The organism is Streptomyces sp. SID5910 (assembly GCF_009862125.1).
In the GTDB taxonomy this organism is placed as follows: domain Bacteria; phylum Actinomycetota; class Actinomycetes; order Streptomycetales; family Streptomycetaceae; genus Streptomyces.
The window spans coordinates 1-17,745 of record NZ_WWHX01000901.1 but is presented as its reverse complement, the minus strand read 5'-3'; the positions used below and the strand labels follow the sequence as shown (position 1 = coordinate 17,745).

Here is a 17,745-nt window from a genome sequence, read left to right as displayed (position 1 = left end):
TTGGCATGGCAATTCCTTCTCAGTCGTCCCGGTGGTGTCCGACGGCCGGGAACCGGCCCCCTGCCCCGGAAGGAAACGAGACTTCCTTCCGGGGCAGGGGTTCACCTGTGCGGTCGATCTCCGCGTCGGCGGGATCAGGTGACGGCGACCGCGGAAGCCACACCGCCGTAGACGGCGCTGGCGGCGACCGAGACGACCACACCGTCCTTGAAGTTGGACCAGAAGCCCGGGGCCTCCATGGCCTCCAGCTCCTGCATGCCCAGCTCAAGCGCCTCGGTGGCGTCCTTCTCGAAGATGTCCTGCATTGTTCAACACCTCCTTCGCGTCAGCTCGTTCTCATTCCGGGACGGATATCCGGAGTGCGGATATCAGGTCGTCGCGATGACGGAAGCGACGATGCTGTAGGTGACGGCACCGCCGACACCCGCGCCGCTGATGTAACCGGTCACGGACCAGAAGCCCGGGGCCTCCATGGCCTCCAGCTCCTGCATGCCCAGCTCGAGCGCCGGATTGTTGTCCAGCTCGGCAGAGTTCTGCATTTTTCTTTACCCCCCTTCCACCTATGTGCTGTTCATCCGCGGGCGCTGGGCGACGGCCCGTCACCTGCGGAAGTCTCGGTCGATTCGGCGGTCAGCGGCTGACCGGCGTCGAATCGGACACGGCTGGTTCCAGAAGGCCCTCGATGTCGGCGGCGTTCAGTCCGTCGAGCATCGGCAGCCCCGCGCCCCACGCCCGAACGCTGCGCCGGGCGACGACGGCGAGCCGGCCGGGTTCCGCGGTGATCCGCCGTCCGACCCCCCAGGAGTCGATCAGCGCCGCGATCCCCGCGCCCGGGTCCTCGGGCAGCGGCGTGGCCGGTGGTCCCTCCCCCGTCGGGTCGAGGGCGGCCGCCCGCAGGCGCTGCCACAGCGCGTCGAGCCTGCGCGCCGAGCCGAGCCGCGTGTCACCCGCGGCGATCGCCCCCCACAGGGGCGGCAGCAGCGCGGCGACCGCTGTCATCTTGCGCAGACCCAGCTCGGTCGACAGCTCGTTGGCGAGGTACCAGCCCTTGCCCGCGTAGGGAGGCCGGTCGAGGACCACCCAGCCGGCGTGGCTGAGGCCGCTGATCTTGGCGATCTCCGTCCGCAGCCGCTCGTCGGCCGCCAGGCCCCGGGCCCGGCGGGCCCGCACCTCGTTGCCGAGCCGCACCGTCCGTTCGGCCAGTGACTCGGCCAGGGCGTCCTCGGTCGGCCGGTCCCGGTGGTCGCCGGCGTAACTGCCGCAGATCCGGGACAGCACCTCCAGGACGCCTTCCGCGACCAGTTCGGCGGGCAGCGTCGCGGTGGCCTCCGGGTCGATCACCGCCGCGTCGGGGCGGAGGGCCCCGCCCATGACGAGCCGCTTGCCCCCGTCGTGGGCCAGGCAGGCGACGGCGCTCAGCTCCGACCCGGTGCCCAGCGTCGTGGGCACCGCGGCCAGGCGGGGCCCGCGGGACCGCTCGGACGGCAGCAGGACCAGTCCACTGCGCTGCGGAACCGTGAGCCGGGTGAGGGCGTCGGGATCCGCGAGCAGCAGGACCGCCAGCTTGGCCTGGTCGAGCAGCGAACCGCCGCCGACCGCGACCACCAGCTGCGCGTCCTGGATCCGCCGGGCGAGGTCGGCGACGTCGCGTGGCGAACCGGGGCCGGTGATCACGACTGTGTGCGCGGTCCGGCCGCCGCGTTCGATCCGTTCCCGGACCGTCCCCGCGATGCCGGCTTCGGCGACGCCGCTGTCCAGCAGCAGGGCGACGGAGCGTTCCGGCCGGGTGCCGAGCCATCGGGCGAGCCCGTCACCGCCGTACGCCATCACGGTCGGGCAGTGCCAGCCGAGGGTCATCTCGCCGCCCCCGCCAGGTCCGCCGTGTACGCCGTGATGCCGGTGCGCACGCAGTCCAGCAGCTCGGTCAGCTCCGCCTCGGTGTAGGTCAGCGCGGGGAGGAGCTGGATGCCGTTCACTCCGGGGTGGACGACGGCGCCGGCCTCGCGGACCGCGGCCACCAGGGCGGGGACCTCGGTCTGCGGCAGCGGCAGGCCGTCCGCCGCGCTCACGCGGACCGAGCGGAAGCAGCCCGTGCCGGTGGTTCCGGACACCCTGGGGTGCTCGGCGGTCAGGCGCTCCAGTTCGGTGTCGAGCCGGGCCGACAGCCGCTGTCCCAGGGCCACCGCGTCCAGCCGCCGCATCTCCTCGACGGTGGCGAGGATCGTGGCGCAGGTGACGGGGGTGCCCGCCTGGGTCTCACCGTGGGTGAGCAGCGAACCGGCCTCCGTGAAGGCGTCCGCCACCCGGTGCGAGGCGACGACGGCCGCCGCCGCGCTGGTCCCGTTGGTGAGCCCCTTCGAGGCGATCAGCAGGTCCGGCTGTTCGGGCCAGCGGTGGGATGCGAAGAAGCTGCCGGTCCGGCCGAAGCCGGTGGCCACCTCGTCGGCGACGAGCAGGAATCCGTGTTCCGAGCGCAGGCGCAGAAGCTCGGCGACGTACTCCTCGGTGAGCGGGACCGCGCCGGAGCCGAGGACCGGCTCGACGACGACGGCGGCGACGTGCGCGCCCTGGCGCTCCAGCAGGGCGCGGATCTCGTCCGGGTCGTTGGGTGCCACGTGCCGCACGTGGCGCTGGTCGACACCGTAGAGCTGCTGCCCCAGGTTGTCCCCGGTCAGCGCGAAGCCGCCGAAGGTCAGTCCGTGATAGCTGCCGCGCAGGCCGACCACCGCCTTGCGCCGGTCCTGACCGCGCAGCGCGTGGTAGTGCCGGGCCACCTTCATCACCAGGTCGTTGGCCGCGCCTCCGGAGGTGGAGAACAGCACCCGCTGGTAGTGGTCCGCCCCGCAGACGTCGATCAGGGCTGCCGCCGCCTTGCGGGCGTAGACGTTCTCGTACCGGAAGACGCTGAGGTAGGAGGCCTCGCGCAGGGCCTCGGCCGCCGCCTCGGCGATGGCCCGGTTGCCGTAGCCGAGGTTGGTGTTCCACAGTCCGCTGGAGCCGCACAACAGCTCGCGGCCGTCGGCGAAGCGGATCCGGACGCCCTCGGCCGACACGGCGCACAGGGCGTCGTCGCCATGGTGTTCCGGAGCGAGCATCGAGGGCCACAGGGCCGGGGCGGGAGCCGTTCCCGTGCCGTTGTCCGTCATGCCGTCACTCCCACTTCCAGCAGTACGTCGCGGTAGCGCCCGGTGCCGGGCAGCGGGTGCCTGGACAGCACCGTCAGGCCCGCGCCCGCGAGTTCGCTCTCCAGGCGGTCGGCGGGCAGCACGCCGACGGTGGTGGTGCACACCGTGACGGGCCCGTCGTCGCCGACCGTCGCGGGGAAGATGGTGACGGTGCGGGTGGCGGATCCCGCCGGCCAGTGGTCGTGCATCCGGTAGACGCGTCCGCTGGCACCGACCGCCTCGATCACCGCCTCCACCTCGGCCGCGGCACCCGTGGCGTCGGAGCCCGGGGCCCCGGACGCCACGATGTCGGCCGTGGAGAGCAGGAACCGGCCGCCGGGGGCGAGGTGCTCCCGCACCGCCGCGTACAGACCGGCCCGGCCCTCCTCGTCGAGCAGGGAGACCGAGGTCGTGCCCAGCACGATCACCTCGAAGCGGCGGCCCAGCGCGAAGGAGCTCATGTCGGCCCGCACCGTGACGCAGCGCTCCCGCAGCCGGCCCGGTGCCTGCGCCAGCCGCTCGTCGAGCAGTCGCAGCATGCCGCCCGAGAGTTCCAGGGCGGTCACCTCCCTGCCGAGCGCGAGCAGCGGCAGAGTCAGCCGGCCGGAACCGGCGGCCAGTTCGAGGACGGCGCCCGGCGTCCGCCTGACCAGGCCGACCAGTTCGCGGACCTCGTGCGTGTCCTTCAGGGAGAAGTCGTGGTAGATCGGCGAGCCGGTCTCGTCGTACACATCGTGCAGCTCGGCCCGGTCCCCCAGCTCGGCCAGCAGTTCACCGGCCCGGCCCGGGACCTTCGGGGGTGTCAGCGCGACGGCCACGGTCTCACGCCCCCGCGCCGAGGAGCCCGGTGGAGCGCAGCGGCACACCGGCGTCGGCGAAGAAGGCCTCCACCTCGCACAGGCGGTCCCGGTCGGCGTGTCCGGCCGCGGCTTCGAGGGAGCCGCACACCAGCAGCGTCTCCACGAGCGCGCCCGCCTCCCGGCCGACCCGGAAGGTCCGCCCCACCGCGGGGGCGTGCACGTAGGCGGCCTCGTCCGTCCACAGCAGCAGCGGCAGCGCGCTGTCGTCGGTGTCCGCGGCACCGGCCGGGGCTGCCGGGGTGGAGGCGAGCCGGCCCCCGAAGCCGGAGACCCGTACGCCGTCCAGGCCCCTGGCCCGCAGCTCTCGTACCGCGGCCAGCGCGGCCAGGTACCGTCCCAGCCAGGGCCGTTCGGTGAGCGCGGCCACACGGACGTCCTCGGGCACGGTGTCGCCGAGGGCGACCGCGCAGGGGTGCGCGCTAGCGGTGTTGGCGCGGTCCCAGGCGGCGACCACGGAGGCGAAGGAGGAGCCCAGCCGACCCAGCCGGCTGCCGCCGGGGGAAGTGGACAGTTCGCCTTCCTGCCCGACGTACAGCCGGGTCGAGGGACCGTCTCCGTCCGGTCCGGCGCCCAGTGCGGAGACGTCCGCGAGCTGGACGGCGGGGTCGGTCACGAAGGCGGCGAAGTCGCCCTCGGCGCGGGCCCGGTCGGCGTCGGCGAGGAAGGTCTCGAAGTCCGCCTCCTCGGTGACGCGGATCAGGGTCGCGCCGATCACCGACATGTAGGCGGACGTCGCGTAGTCCTGGGTCTGGAGGAAGAAGGAGTCGTCGATGGACAGATCGCCCCCGGGTTCGCTCAGCGAACCCTGGTAGCCCACGACGAGGGGGCCGGGGACGTCCGAGGTCTCCGGGACCCGGCCCGGAGCGAGGACCACCGTGTGCGGCCCGACCAGATCCGACCCGAGCACCTCGGCCAGGTGCCGCGGGTTCTCCAGGACCACCGTCGCGGCACCGGCGTGCCGTCCCTCGGGGCGGCCGGGCAGCGCGCGGCCCGTCCCCCAGGACATCAGGTGCCGTCGGGCCGCGGACATACGGTTCCCGTCCACGTCTTCCACCCCCCTTTTCGCGTTCGACTTCTTCGTCGTGTCCGTCTTCACCACATCGGCCTTCGCCGCTTCGGCCTTCGCCGCCTCGGTCTTCATTGCGCCGTGACCGATGTCAGGATCTTCTTCAGGTCTTCCATGGCGGCTTTCGCACCGTGCACGTTGAATACACCGGTCGGATTGAGGACGATCTCGTCCACGCCGGCCTCGCGGTAGGCCGCGAGCTTTCCGACGACCGTGTCGATATCGCCGTGAACGAAGGCGTCGCCTTCGAGCATGCGTTTCGCCGCCGCCGGCATTTCCTCGCCCGCGATGTCGATCCCGGCTTTCTTCAGCATGTCGATGTAATGCGGAGCCTGCATGTGCCGGGAATTGCTGGCCAGCACCAGTTCCGCCGGATCACGGTCCGGCCTTTCCAGCGCCACCGGGACGATGGCCGACAGCCGGGGTGTGGCGCGCCCCGCCTTTTCGGCGCCTTCCGTCATGGCCGGCCGCACGGTGTCCCGGAGATAGGCGGGAGGTGTCAGCCAGGTGACGGCGACGTCGGCGGCGGCACCGGCCAGTCTCGCCATTCCCGGCCGCAGCACGCCCAGGCCGAGGTCGACGCGCGGGGCCACCGCGGGGACCATGGCGGCGTGGCAGGAGAAGTACTCCCCGTCCACGTCCACGGTCTCGCCGGCGAGCAGGCCCCGGACGATCGTGAGGTACTCGCGCGCCGCCGTCAGCGGGCTGGCGTACGGAGTGCCGAGCAGGCTCCGCTGGAACTCCCTGCCGCCGGGGCCGAACCCCGCGACCACGGACTCGCCCGTGGTCATGGCCAGTGACCTGACCTGGTGGGCCGCCTCGTACGGATGCCGCAGCGGCATCAGGGTGACACCGGTGCCGGTCGGCACCCGGAAGCCGGCACCGGCCGCGGCGGCGAACCCCTGGAAGGGTTCGACCAGCATCGCCTGCCCCTGCCACAACCGGTGAGCGCCGGTCCATTCGACCAGTGCGGCGTACGGCAGCAGCTGTTCCGGCCTGCGCGGCAGGAACGGCATCAATACCGAATACGCGGTCATGTGTCACTCCGACATCGAAACACGCCCATGAACAGCGGCGCGTTGCTTCCCCGACAATGTCACGGCGGTGAGCCGGCCGGGAATCCTTTTCGTGCGGTGCCCGTCGGCCCGGCCTGACAACACAAAGGTATGGGTCCGGCGGCCTCCGCGCCCCCGCCAGGAGGACAGTCTCTTCCCCGTCCCGGGACGGGGAAATCGACGCGGTCCCGCACCGGCGGGCCACGGGCCCCCATTCGCCTTGAACAGGAGGGCGCTGTTCGCCCATACTCCGACGCACCGGACCTTGGAAAGGCCATATCCCATGCCGCCACGCATCAGCGTCATATGCCCTACGTACAACCGCGGTGAAGCGATTCTGTCCACGTTGGAATCCGTGCGGGCACAGACGATGCGCGACTGGGAAATGCTGGTGGTGTCCGACGCGAGCGACGACGGCACGGACGCGGTGGTCGCGTCACTGGCGGCGCGCGACCGACGGATACGGCTGCTGCGGACCAGGCGGTTCGGCTCCCAGTCCGGACCCACGAACATCGCCCTGGGCGAGGCCGCGGGCGAATTCGTCGCCTACCTCGACCACGACGACCACTGGGAACCGGACCACCTGCTCCGGCTGTGGCAGGCCTACGACGACGGGGCCCGGTTCGTGGCCACCCGTGCCCGCAAGACGACCGCGGCCGGAGCGGTGACCGGCACGGCGCACCCCCTGTCCCTGTGCTGGCACCCGGACATCCAGCTGATGAGTCCGCTGTTCGAGAACTCCTGCGCCGGACACGTCGCCGGCCTCGCCGAACAGGTGGGCGGCTGGCGCGAGTCCCCGGTCGGCCTGGAGGACTGGGACCTGTGGCTGCGTTTCGCCGACGCCGGAGAGCGCTGCACCACCCTCCTGGACCGCACGGTCACCCTGCTGGACGACCCGGGCACCCGGACCCACAGCCTGGAGCGGCGGTTCACCCACGAGATCGCCCGCTTCGACGACGCCCTGTCCGCCCGTGCCGCCTACCGCGCGCTGGCCGACACCCGCAACCAGGAGCGGGAACTCCAGGCCGTCCGCAGGGACTTGCTGGACTGGTACGGCGCCCTGGCCGAGAGCGGCGAGCTGGTGTTCCCGCGTGGCTGGCGGGGCGGTACGAAGGCGCTCGAAGCCGCGGTGGAGTCACAGATCAGCGAGAACGGCACGGTGTGGAAGGGGCTCGCCCTCGTCGCACGCGACACGTACGTCTCGCTGTGCGTGCCGCTGTCGACCATGACCGCGGAGCACGCCGACCGCTACACGCGGTACTTCCGCGCCACCATGCACCACCAGATGGCGTTCCTGGAGGACGTCCTGCCGCACGGGAGCGTGCGTCGGTGAGCGTCGTGGCGGACCCGGGCCCGGCCGGTATCCGGTCCTGGCGCGACGACGCCGGGGACCGTCTCCGTATCCGTACCGAACGGGTACCGCTGGACGCCCTGGACGACTGGGAGACCGATCCGTCCTCCGGCGCCCTCCGGCACCGCAGCGGACGCTTCTTCTCCGTCGAGGGGCTGGACGTGCGCCGTCCCGGGCACCCGGTGTCCCACTGGCAGCAGCCGATCATCAGCCAGCCGGAGATCGGCATGCTCGGCATCCTGGTCAAGCGGTTCGGCGGCGTACCGCACTGTCTGATGCAGCTCAAGCCGGAACCGGGCAACTGGGGCGGGCTCCAGATCTCCCCGACCGTCCAGGCCACCCGCAGCAACTACACGGGGGTGCACAAGGGCGCCCGGGTCCCCTACCTCGACCACTTCCTGAGCGCCTCCGCCCGGCACCGGGTCGTCACCGACGTGCACCAGTCCGAGCACGGCTCGTGGTTCCTGCGCAAACGCAACCGCAACATGGTCGTCGAGGTCACGGGGGACGTGGAGGCGGTGCCCGGCTTCCGCTGGCTGTCTCTCGCGGAGCTGCGGCAACTGCTGCGCGTGGACGACCTGGTGAACATGGACACCCGCTCCGTACTCTCCTGCCTGCCCCGGCGGACGGCGGCCGGCCCGTCCGCACACCCGACCGCCGACGTCCTCGCCTGGCTGGCCCGGGGGCGGGCCCGCTCCGGGATGACCGTCGAGCGGCGACCGCTCGACGGCCTGGCGGGCTGGCGGCGCGACGCCGGGCGGATCACGCACGAGAGCGGCCGGTTCTTCGACGTCATCGGGGTCCGCGTGGAGGCCGTCGGCCGCGAGGTCGGCCGCTGGAACCAGCCGATGATCGCCCCGCACGGGGTGGGAATCGTGGCGTTCCTGACGACCCGTGTCGACGGCGTACCGCACGTACTGGCGCAGTTGCGGGCGGAGCCCGGCTGCGCGGACACGGCCGAACTGGCACCGACCGTTCAGTGCACCCCCGGCAACTACGACCTGCTGCCCTCCGCCGCCCGCCCGCCCTTCCTCGACGACGTGCTGGCCGCCGACCCCCGGTCCGTCAGGTTCGACACGGTCCTCTCCGACGAGGGGGGCCGCTTCCACCACTCACGCAGCCGCCACCTCGTCGTCGAACTCGACGAGCGGGCCGAGCGGCCGGAGCGGCCCGGCTACCGCTGGCTGTCCCTCGGCCAGCTCCACGAACTGCTGCGCCACGGAGGCCGCGTGAACATGCAGACGCGCAGCCTGCTCGCCTGCCTGACCGCCCTGACACCCGCCACGGACCGGGACACGGCCACGGCCACGGCCACGGACATCGACGTGCACACGGAACCGGACGTCACGCCATGGTGACCCGCCCTCTGATCACCGTGCTCGGCGCCTCGGGTCTCATCGGCTCCTCCGTCGTCGCGGAACTCGCCCGGCGCCCCGTCCGGCTGCGCGCCGTCGGACGCCGAACCGCCGTCCCGGCCGGGCCCGGCCGTCCGGTGGCGGACGTCGAGACCCGGTCCGTGGACCTCTCCCGGCCCGGCCTCCTCGCGGAGGCGGTGGCCGGCTCCGACGCGGTCATCCACCTCGTCGCCCACCTGGACGGCGCGGGAACCTGGCGGACCACCGACGGGGACAGCGCGGCCGAACGCCTCACCACCGGCCTGGTCCACGAGCTCGCCGACGCCCTGCGGCCGGCGCCGGCCACCGGCCGGCCGCCGTCGACGGTCGTGTTCGCGAGCACCGCGACCGCCGCCACCGGACCCGCCACCGCCTACGAGCGGCAGAAGTCCGCCGCCGAGCGGGTGCTCGCCGACGCCACCGCCGCGGGCGCGCTGCGCGGCGTGTCCCTGCGGCTGTCCACCGTGTTCGGCCCCGCCCCGGCGCCCGCGGCGGACCGCGGCGTCGTCTCGGCCATGGCCAGGCGGGCGCTGGACGGCACGCCGATCACGATGTGGCACGACGGCACGGTGCGGCGCGACCTGCTGTACGTCCGGGACGCGGCCACGGCGTTCACCGCCGCCCTGGACCACGCCGACGCACTCGCCGGACGCCACTGGTCGGTCGGCAGCGGCCGTAGCTCAGCGCTGGGCGACGTCTTCCGCACCGTCGCGGCCACCGTGGCGAGCCGCACCGGGAGGCCGCCCGTGGCGGTGCACCGGGTGGAACCGCCCGCGTTCGCCTCGGCCGCCGACTTCCGGGACGTCTCCGTCGACCCCGCGCCGTTCCGCTCCGTGACGGGCTGGACCCCGCGGGTCCCCCTGCACGAGGCCCTGGACCGAACCGTCGCCGCGCTGGCCGGCACCCATGGAAAGGACCTGCTGTGACCACCTTCGTCTGGGACTACCTCCGGGAGTACGAGACCGAGCGCGCGGACATCCTCGACGCCGTCGAGACGGTCTTCGGCTCCGGGCAGCTCGTGCTCGGCAAGAGCGTGGACGGCTTCGAGAGGGAGTTCGCCGACTACCACGGAGTCGGGCACTGCGTGGGCCTGGACAACGGCACCAACGCGGTCAAGCTCGCGCTCCAGGCCCTCGGGATCGGGCCGGGCGACGAGGTCATCACCGTCTCGAACACGGCCGCGCCCACCGTCGTGGCGATCGACGCGGTCGGCGCCACCCCGGTCTTCGTCGACGTGCGCGAGGAGGACTTCCTCATGGACACCGGCCAGGTCGAAGCGGCGATCACCGACCGGACGCGCTGCCTGCTCCCGGTCCACCTCTACGGGCAGTGCGCCGACATGGACACGCTCGGGGACATCGTCGCACGGCACGGTCTGGCCCTGGTCGAGGACTGCGCCCAGGCGCACGGCGCCCGGCACAACGGCCGGCGGGCGGGCACGTTCGGCGACGCCGCCGCGTTCTCCTTCTACCCGACGAAGGTGCTCGGCGCCTACGGCGACGGCGGCGCGACGATCACGTCCGACGACGAGGTGGCCCGCCGGCTGCGCCGCCTGCGGTACTACGGCATGGAGGAGCGGTACTACGTCGTCGAGACCCCCGGCCACAACAGCCGGCTCGACGAGGTGCAGGCCGAGATCCTGCGCCGCAAACTGGGCCGGCTCGACTCCTACGTGGAACGCCGCCGCGCCGTCGCCCGGCGCTACGCCGAGGGCCTCGGCGACACCGGCCTGGTCCTCCCCCGCGTCACGCCGGGCAACGACCACGTGTACTACGTCTACGTGGTCCGCCACCCCCGGCGGGACGCCGTCCTCGAGGCGCTGAAGTCCCGCGGCATCTCCCTGAACATCAGCTATCCGTGGCCCGTGCACACCATGTCCGGCTTCGCCCACCTCGGCGTGACGCGCGGGGCGCTGCCGGTCACCGAGGCCCTCGCGGACGAGGTCTTCTCGCTGCCGATGTACCCCTCGCTGCCACCCGGGACGCAGGACACGGTGATCGCCGCCCTGCGCGACGTACTGGAGGAACTGGCGTGAAGGCCCGTCCGCTGGCCGTGCTCGGCGCGGTGGAGTTCAGTCCCGTGCCGCACCCCGACGACCGGGGTCTGTTCGTGTCCACCTTCACGGAGGACGCCTTCACCGAGGCGGTCGGCCGGCCGCTCTTCCCGGTGCGGCAGGCGAGCCAGAGCGTCTCCCGCCGGGGAGTCGTACGGGGCGTGCACTTCACCGCCGTGTCCCCGGGCACCGAGAAGTACGTCCACTGTCCGCGCGGCACGGCCCTCGACATCGTGGTGGACCTGCGCGTCGGCTCACCGACCTTCGGCACCTGGGACTCCGTGGTGCTGGACGCCCGGGACTTCCGCGCCGTGTACCTCCCCGCCGGCGTGGGGCACGCCTTCGTGGCCCTGGAGGACGACACGGTCATGTCCTACCTGCTGTCCGCCGGTTACGTCGCCGCGCACGAACTCGCCGTGTCCGTGCTGGACCCGGAGCTCGGCCTGCCCCTCCCCGACGGCATCACCCCGGTCCTCTCGGAACGGGACCGGCTGGCCGTCACCCTCGCGGAAGCCGCCGACCGGGGCATGCTGCCGCGCTACACCACCGAGGAGAACCGATGAGCACCTGCCGCGTCTGCGCCGGCCCCCTGACCGAGTTCCTCGACCTGGGGGCACAGCCCAATTCCGACGCCTTCCTGCGGCCGGGCGAGACGGACGGCGAGTTCTTCTTCCGGCTCGCGGTGGGCCGGTGCGGCTCCTGCACGATGGTGCAGCTGATGGAGGAGGTCCCGCGCGAGCGGATGTTCCACCGGGACTACCCGTACCACTCCTCGGGCTCCTCGGTGATGCGGGAGCACTTCGAGAACACCGCGCGCCGGCTGCTGGCCACCGAGGCGACGGGGTCCGACCCGTTCGTCGTCGAGATCGGCTGCAACGACGGTGTGATGCTGGCGACCGTCGGCAGGGCCGGGGTGCGCCATCTGGGCGTCGACCCCTCGGAAGGCGTCGCCGACGAGGCGCGGGCCAAGGGGGTACGGGTCCGTACCGCGTTCTTCGAGGAGTCCACGGCGCTCGGCATCGCCGCCGCCGAGGGCCGGGCGAACGTCGTCTACGCCGCCAACACCCTGTGCCACATCCCGTACCTGGACTCGGTCTTCCGCGGGCTGGACGCCCTGCTGAAGCCGGACGGGGTGTTCGTCTTCGAGGACCCCTACCTGGGCGAGATCGTCGAGCGCACCTCGTTCGACCAGATCTACGACGAGCACTTCTACTTCTTCACGGCCCGCTCCGTGCGGAACCTGGCCCGGCGCCACGGGTTCGAGCTGGTGGACGTCCTCCGGCTGCCGGTGCACGGCGGGGAGGTCCGCTACACCCTCGCACGCCGGGGCACTCGGCCGCCGACCGCGGCGGTGGCCGAAATGCTGGCCGAGGAGGAGAGAAAGGCCCTCGCCGAGCCGGCGACGCTGGAGCGCTTCGCGGCCGACGTCCGGCGCACACGCGACGAACTGGTCGCACTGCTCAAGGGCCTGCACGCGGACGGCCGCAGGGTCGTCGCCTACGGTGCCACCGCCAAGAGCGCCACCGTCGCCAACTACTGCGGCATCGGGCCGGAGCTGGTCTCCTCCGTCTACGACACGACCCCCGCCAAACAGGGCCGTCTCACCCCCGGCTCCCACATCCCGGTCCGCCCGTCCGAGGCCTTCGACGAGCCCTATCCGGACTACGCGCTGCTCTTCGCCTGGAACCACGCGGAGGAGATCATGGCCAAGGAACGGGAGTTCCGCGCGGCCGGCGGCAAGTGGATCCTCTACACCCCCCGGGTCCGCGTCCTCGAGTAGGCGGCACACCAGACGGCTTGCATGACCATGCGAGGTGATGCATACTTTTTCCATGTCCAAAGTCCTCACCTCCCTGCCCACCGGTGAGCGCGTCGGTATCGCCTTCTCCGGCGGCCTCGACACCTCCGTCGCGGTCGCGTGGATGCGCGACAAGGGCGCCGTGCCGTGCACCTACACCGCTGACATCGGTCAGTACGACGAGCCCGACATCGCCTCGGTGCCCGGCCGCGCCAAGACCTACGGCGCCGAGATCGCGCGCCTGGTCGACTGCCGTGCGGCACTGGTCGAGGAGGGGCTGGCCGCGCTGACCTGCGGCGCGTTCCACATCCGCTCGGGCGGGCGGGCGTACTTCAACACCACGCCGCTCGGCCGCGCCGTCACCGGCACGCTGCTGGTGCGGGCCATGCTCGAGGACGACGTCCAGATCTGGGGCGACGGCTCGACGTTCAAGGGCAACGACATCGAGCGGTTCTACCGCTACGGCCTGCTCGCCAACCCGCACCTGCGGATCTACAAGCCCTGGCTGGACGCGGACTTCGTGACCGAGCTGGGCGGCCGCAAGGAAATGTCGGAGTGGCTGCTCGCCCACGACCTGCCCTACCGGGACTCCACGGAGAAGGCGTACTCCACCGACGCCAACATCTGGGGCGCCACCCACGAGGCGAAGACGCTGGAGCACCTCGACACCGGCGTGGAGACCGTGGAGCCCATCATGGGCGTGCGGTTCTGGGACCCGTCGGTCGAGATCGCCGCCGAGGACGTCACCATCGGCTTCGACCAGGGCCGCCCGGTGTCGGTCAACGGCAAGGAGTTCGCCTCCCCCGTCGACCTGGTGATGGAGGCCAACGCCGTCGGCGGCCGCCACGGCATGGGCATGTCCGACCAGATCGAGAACCGGATCATCGAGGCCAAGAGCCGCGGCATCTACGAGGCGCCCGGCATGGCCCTGCTGCACGCGGCGTACGAGCGCCTCGTCAACGCGATCCACAACGAGGACACCCTCGCCCAGTACCACACCGAGGGCCGCCGCCTCGGCCGGCTGATGTACGAGGGCCGCTGGCTGGACCCGCAGGCGCTGATGATCCGCGAGTCGCTCCAGCGCTGGGTCGGCTCCGCCGTCACCGGCGAGGTCACGCTGCGGCTGCGGCGCGGCGAGGACTACTCGATCCTCGACACCACGGGCCCGGCGTTCAGCTACCACCCGGACAAGCTGTCGATGGAGCGCACCGAGGACTCCGCGTTCGGTCCCGTGGACCGGATCGGCCAGCTCACCATGCGCAACCTGGACATCGCCGACTCGCGCGCCAAGCTGGAGCAGTACGCCGGTCTCGGTCTCATCGGCACCGGCAGCGCCGCCATCGGCGCCGCGCAGGCCGCCGCGACCGGGCTGATCGGCGCCATGCCCGAGGGCGGCGCCGAGGCCATCGCCTCCCGCGGCCAGGTCTCCGCCGACGACGAACTGCTGGACCGCGCCGCGATGGAGTCCGGGACGGACTGATCTCCGCCACCGCCGTACGGCCGAGGGGCCGGTCCGATGCCTTCCGGGTGTCGGACCGGCCCCTCGTCGTTCGCCCGTCGCCTCGCCCTCTCCTCCCCTTGCATCACCTATCGAGTTTCGATAGGTTTCCATCGTTGGGCGATGGATGGAGCGGGAATGACAAAGCTGACCGTGCTCGCGCTGCGAGCCGTGCTCGGGGTGGTGCTCGCCGGCACCCTGTTCGTACAGGTGGGGATGGTGTGGGCGCTGGCCGGCGGGAACGACCCGGAGGACGGGTCGCTGCCGCTGACCTCGCTGCGCGTGATCACGCTGCTGGGCATGGTGTCGGTCCAGGTCGTCGCCGTCTGCGTGTGGCGGCTGGTGACGATGGTGCGGCGCGGGACGGTCTTCTCCCCCGGCGCCTTCCGCTACGTGCACATCGTGATCGGCGCCTTCGTGGCGGCCGCGCTCCTGGTGTTCGCGGTCGGGGTCGTCCTGGCACCGGGCGAGGCCGTCGCCCCGGGCGTCGTCCTGCTGGTGGGCGGGGTCGGCGTCGCGGTCCTGGGCGTCGCGCTGATCGTGCTCGTCCTGCGGATGCTCCTCGCCCAGGCCGTCGCCCGCGACATCGAGGCCTCGCGGATGCAGGCCGAGCTCGCCGAGGTGATCTGATGCCGATCGCCGTCGACATCGACGTGATGCTGGCCAAGCGCAAGATGTCCGTGGGCGAACTCGCGGAACGCGTCGGCATCACCCCCGCCAACCTGGCCGTCCTCAAGAACGGCCGCGCCAAGGCCGTACGCTTCGCGACGCTCGCCGCGCTCTGCGAGGCGCTGGAGTGCCAGCCGGGAGACCTGCTGCGGTGGGAGGCCGGGGACATCGAGCACGTGTGATGCCGGGCGGGCCGGCGGCATGGGCGTCGGCCCGAGTGGTCGCCGGGGGCGGGCGGGGCGCACTCTGGGGGAAGATCTCCTTGCCCACAGGCACCCACCCGGGAAGGACCCGCCCCGTGATCATCTTCGGCACCAAGGGATACCTCTACCAGCTCGCGATACTGACGCTGGTCTGCCGCTCCTGCAACACCCCCGCCGCGCACACGCTCAGGAAGCGCGTCGTCAAGTTCACCCTGTTCTTCGTGCCGCTGTTCCCCTTCTCCACCAAGTACGCGCTCCAGTGCACCTTCTGCGGCGCCGAGCAGCAGGTGGCCAAGGAGCAGGCCGAGCAGCTCCTCGCCCAGGCCGCGGCCGGCCAGGGCGGACCGGCGTACGGGCAGCCGCAGCAGCAGCCGTACCAGTCCTAGGCGCCCCGTACCAGGCACGGGCACCCCTCCGCGTTGCCGGTTTCCGGCAGCCTTGACTACCCTCTCGTTGCCGGACACCGCGCACCGGGCGTGACCGGCAGGGGGAGGCGCACAGTGGGGGAACAGCAGGAGGCGTACCTGTCCGGGTACGCCGAGATCCTCGCGCAGGTCGCCGGCACGGGACGCCGGCTGAACCGCGACGAGCTGGAGGAGCGGCGGCGGCTCGGCGAACGGGCCGCGGACCAGGGTCGCAGTCTGCGCACCCTCGTCCGGGAGCATCTGGACGCCACCCGCGCCCACTGGCCCGGCCAGGCGGGGAGCGCGGGGACGACCGACAGCGTGCTCGGCGCCGTCGGCCAGGCCGTCGACGCCTTCGCCGAGGGATACGAACGCGCCCAGCGTCTCGCCGTACGGCAGGAGGAGGCCGCGCGGCGGGAGTTCATCGACGACCTGCTCTACGGACGCAGCGATCTGGGGCGGCTCGCGGAGCGGGCGGAACGTTTCGGCCTGGTGCTGTCCCGGGCGCACGCCGTGGCGGTGGCGCAGGGGCCCGAGGCGTACGACGACACCGCGCCCGTCACCCGGCTCGTGGAGACCGCGCTCATCTCCCGCTTCGGCGACCGGCGGATCCTGATCGCCACCAAGAACGGCCAGCTCATCTGCATCGCGCCCGGCGACCAGGACGACGTCCTCGCCTTCTTCGCCAAGCAGGCGTACGCCGCCACGGAGGGCAACCGGGTGGCCGTCGGCCGGCCCCGGACCGGCGCGGGTGGCGTCGTGCACAGCTACGAGGAGGCGCTGAGCACCCTCGAACTCGCCGAACGCCTGGAACTCGACGAGCCCGTCGTGCGCGCCGCCGACCTGCTGGTCTACCCGGTGCTGACCCGCGACCGGGAGGCCATGGCGGACCTGGTGCTGAGCGTGCTGGGCCCGCTGCGTGACGCCCGGGGCGGTGCGGAGCCGCTGCTGCGGACCCTGGAGGTGTACTTCGACGCCGGGTGCACCGCGGCCGAGGCCGCGCGGCGGCTCGCGCTGAGCGTGCGGGCGCTGACCTACCGGCTGGACCGCATCCACCAGCTGACCGGGGCCGATCCCGCCGACCCCGTGCACCGCTACACCTTGCAGACCGCGGTCATCGGGGCCCGGCTGCTGGGCTGGCCGGCCGAGGAGATCTGACCGGCCGAGGAGATCTGAGCCGACCGCAGAGGTCTGAGCCGGCCGCAGAGGTCTGAGCCGGCCGCGGAAGTCTGAGCCGGTCGTGGTGGCCCGGGCCGGTCGCGGGGACCCGGGCGGCGGCGTGGGCCCGAAGGTCAGCGACGGGGCGGGCAGCACGTCCCCCGTGGGGCCCGGTCCGAGAGAGCGGGTCCTGCGTGCCGTCCCCCGCCCGCCCGTCGCTGAGCTTCGGTGAGACGCATCGTCACACGGAAAGTGACGGGCCGTCACTGCCGGGGCCCGGCAGTCTTCTCGCGTCTTCCATGCCGTCCTCGCGCCCTGGAACCGGCCGGACGGCCCGGGCAGTCTTCTCCGTTGTGGTGAGCGTTCCGAACCAGTTTCCGCCGGGCAGTGCGCCCGGCGACGCGTCCGCGCACATGGTGGTGTGCGGCGACGACGGGCTGGCGCACCGGCTCGCGGCCGAGCTGCGCGGGGTCTACCGCGAGCAGGTCACACTCGTCGTGCCGCCCTCCGGCAGCCGGGTGCGCCAGCCCGTGGTGGGCCGGGCCCGCGCGGCCTCGGCGGCACTGCTCGACCGCTTCAACGCGGCCGTGAACCGGACGGGCAACGGCGACGCGGGCGGCGCCGGCGGCAACGGCGGCACCGGGCGCGAGCTGGAGGCCGCCGAGCCGACCGAGGAGGTCCTCGCCGAGGCCGGTGTGGACCGGGCCGCCGCACTCGCCCTCGTCTACGACGACGACGAGACCAACATCCGCGCCGCCCTCACCGCCCGCCGGCTCAACCCGCGGCTGCGGCTCGTCCTGCGCCTCTACAACCGGCGGCTCGGCCAGCACATCGAGGCGCTCCTCGACCAGAGCGCCGCCCTGGCGACCGGCAGCGCCCGCGATCCGGGCCTGGACGGCGCCGGCACCTCCACGACCGTGCTGTCCGACGCCGACACGGCCGCGCCCGCGCTCGCGGCGACCGCGCTCGTCGGCACCAGCAAGGTCGTCGAGACGGACGGCCTGCTGCTGCGCGCGGTGGAACGGCAGCCGCCGCGTCCCGGTGAGGTCGCCGACCCGGGGCTGTGCACCCT

Annotated in this window: 19 protein-coding genes; 12 read left to right on the top strand and 7 right to left on the bottom strand. The window is 72.6% G+C overall.

The genetic code is table 11. The features are described from left to right. Positions 1–134: 134 nt before the first annotated feature. From GTW67_RS37195 to GTW67_RS31745, 7 genes are all read right to left on the bottom strand, one after another. On the bottom strand, positions 135–305 hold the full coding sequence (locus GTW67_RS37195) for a daptide-type RiPP (protein ID WP_202437964.1): 171 nt from the start codon (positions 303–305) through the stop codon (positions 135–137). Positions 306–368: 63 nt separating this feature from the next. Next, positions 369–539 (bottom strand): daptide-type RiPP, encoded by a 171-nt coding sequence (locus GTW67_RS37190; RefSeq protein ID WP_202437963.1) that lies wholly within the window; start codon positions 537–539, stop codon positions 369–371. Between the two features lie 91 nt (positions 540–630). Then, entirely contained in the window at positions 631–1,857 is a 1,227-nt protein-coding gene (mpaC, locus tag GTW67_RS31765; RefSeq protein ID WP_161168198.1) for a daptide-type RiPP biosynthesis dehydogenase, read from the bottom strand. Continuing rightward, entirely contained in the window at positions 1,854–3,146 is a 1,293-nt protein-coding gene (mpaD, locus tag GTW67_RS31760; RefSeq protein ID WP_161168197.1) for a daptide-type RiPP biosynthesis aminotransferase, read from the bottom strand. Before mpaD ends, mpaC begins: the two co-directional genes overlap by 4 nt. Next, entirely contained in the window at positions 3,143–3,982 is an 840-nt protein-coding gene (gene mpaM, locus GTW67_RS31755; protein ID WP_346010797.1) for a daptide-type RiPP biosynthesis methyltransferase, read from the bottom strand. Before mpaM ends, mpaD begins: the two co-directional genes overlap by 4 nt. Positions 3,983–3,986: 4 nt before the next feature. Continuing rightward, positions 3,987–5,165 (bottom strand): daptide biosynthesis RiPP recognition protein, encoded by a 1,179-nt coding sequence (mpaB, locus tag GTW67_RS31750; protein ID WP_202437962.1) that lies wholly within the window; start codon positions 5,163–5,165, stop codon positions 3,987–3,989. Then, positions 5,162–6,127: an LLM class flavin-dependent oxidoreductase gene (locus GTW67_RS31745; RefSeq protein ID WP_161168196.1), complete on the bottom strand. Its 966-nt coding sequence runs from the start codon at positions 6,125–6,127 to the stop codon at positions 5,162–5,164. Before GTW67_RS31745 ends, mpaB begins: the two co-directional genes overlap by 4 nt. Positions 6,128–6,428: 301 nt before the next feature. On the opposite strand from GTW67_RS31745, the gene GTW67_RS37965 reads away from it, so the two are divergent. From GTW67_RS37965 to GTW67_RS31685, 12 genes are all read left to right on the top strand, one after another. Beyond that, on the top strand, positions 6,429–7,478 hold the full coding sequence (locus tag GTW67_RS37965) for a glycosyltransferase (RefSeq protein ID WP_161168195.1): 1,050 nt from the start codon (positions 6,429–6,431) through the stop codon (positions 7,476–7,478). Further along, positions 7,475–8,854, top strand: a complete 1,380-nt coding sequence (locus GTW67_RS38410) for an NDP-hexose 2,3-dehydratase family protein (protein WP_161168194.1) — start codon at positions 7,475–7,477, stop codon at positions 8,852–8,854. Before GTW67_RS37965 ends, GTW67_RS38410 begins: the two co-directional genes overlap by 4 nt. Next, the gene (locus GTW67_RS31730) at positions 8,848–9,816 is read left to right on the top strand and encodes an NAD-dependent epimerase/dehydratase family protein (protein ID WP_161168193.1); all 969 of its coding nucleotides are present in this window, start codon (positions 8,848–8,850) and stop codon (positions 9,814–9,816) included. The genes GTW67_RS38410 and GTW67_RS31730 overlap by 7 nt, the downstream gene beginning before the upstream one ends. Continuing rightward, positions 9,813–10,925, top strand: a complete 1,113-nt coding sequence (locus GTW67_RS31725; RefSeq protein WP_161168192.1) for a DegT/DnrJ/EryC1/StrS family aminotransferase — start codon at positions 9,813–9,815, stop codon at positions 10,923–10,925. Before GTW67_RS31730 ends, GTW67_RS31725 begins: the two co-directional genes overlap by 4 nt. Next, positions 10,922–11,506 carry a dTDP-4-dehydrorhamnose 3,5-epimerase family protein gene (locus tag GTW67_RS31720; RefSeq protein ID WP_161168191.1) on the top strand — a complete coding sequence of 195 codons (585 nt, stop codon included), beginning with the start codon at positions 10,922–10,924 and terminating at the stop codon, positions 11,504–11,506. The genes GTW67_RS31725 and GTW67_RS31720 overlap by 4 nt, the downstream gene beginning before the upstream one ends. After that, the gene (locus tag GTW67_RS31715) at positions 11,503–12,723 is read left to right on the top strand and encodes a class I SAM-dependent methyltransferase (protein WP_161168190.1); all 1,221 of its coding nucleotides are present in this window, start codon (positions 11,503–11,505) and stop codon (positions 12,721–12,723) included. Before GTW67_RS31720 ends, GTW67_RS31715 begins: the two co-directional genes overlap by 4 nt. A gap of 52 nt (positions 12,724–12,775) precedes the next feature. Beyond that, complete coding sequence (gene argG / locus GTW67_RS31710) at positions 12,776–14,221, top strand: argininosuccinate synthase (RefSeq protein ID WP_161168189.1); 1,446 nt, start codon at positions 12,776–12,778, stop codon at positions 14,219–14,221. 156 nt (positions 14,222–14,377) lie between these two features. Continuing rightward, positions 14,378–14,869, top strand: coding sequence for a DUF2975 domain-containing protein (locus tag GTW67_RS31705; RefSeq protein ID WP_161168188.1), 492 nt, complete (start codon positions 14,378–14,380; stop codon positions 14,867–14,869). Next, entirely contained in the window at positions 14,869–15,090 is a 222-nt protein-coding gene (locus GTW67_RS31700) for a helix-turn-helix domain-containing protein (protein ID WP_161168187.1), read from the top strand. Before GTW67_RS31705 ends, GTW67_RS31700 begins: the two co-directional genes overlap by 1 nt. Before the next feature lie 116 nt (positions 15,091–15,206). Next, a complete protein-coding gene (locus GTW67_RS31695; RefSeq protein WP_161168186.1) occupies positions 15,207–15,497 on the top strand; it encodes a zinc-ribbon domain-containing protein in 291 nt (96 codons plus the stop codon). A 114-nt stretch (positions 15,498–15,611) separates the two neighbouring features. Then, entirely contained in the window at positions 15,612–16,673 is a 1,062-nt protein-coding gene (locus GTW67_RS31690) for a helix-turn-helix domain-containing protein (protein WP_161168185.1), read from the top strand. 413 nt (positions 16,674–17,086) lie between these two features. After that, on the top strand, positions 17,087–17,745 hold a 659-nt coding region (locus GTW67_RS31685), incomplete at its 3' end, for an NAD-binding protein (protein ID WP_202437969.1).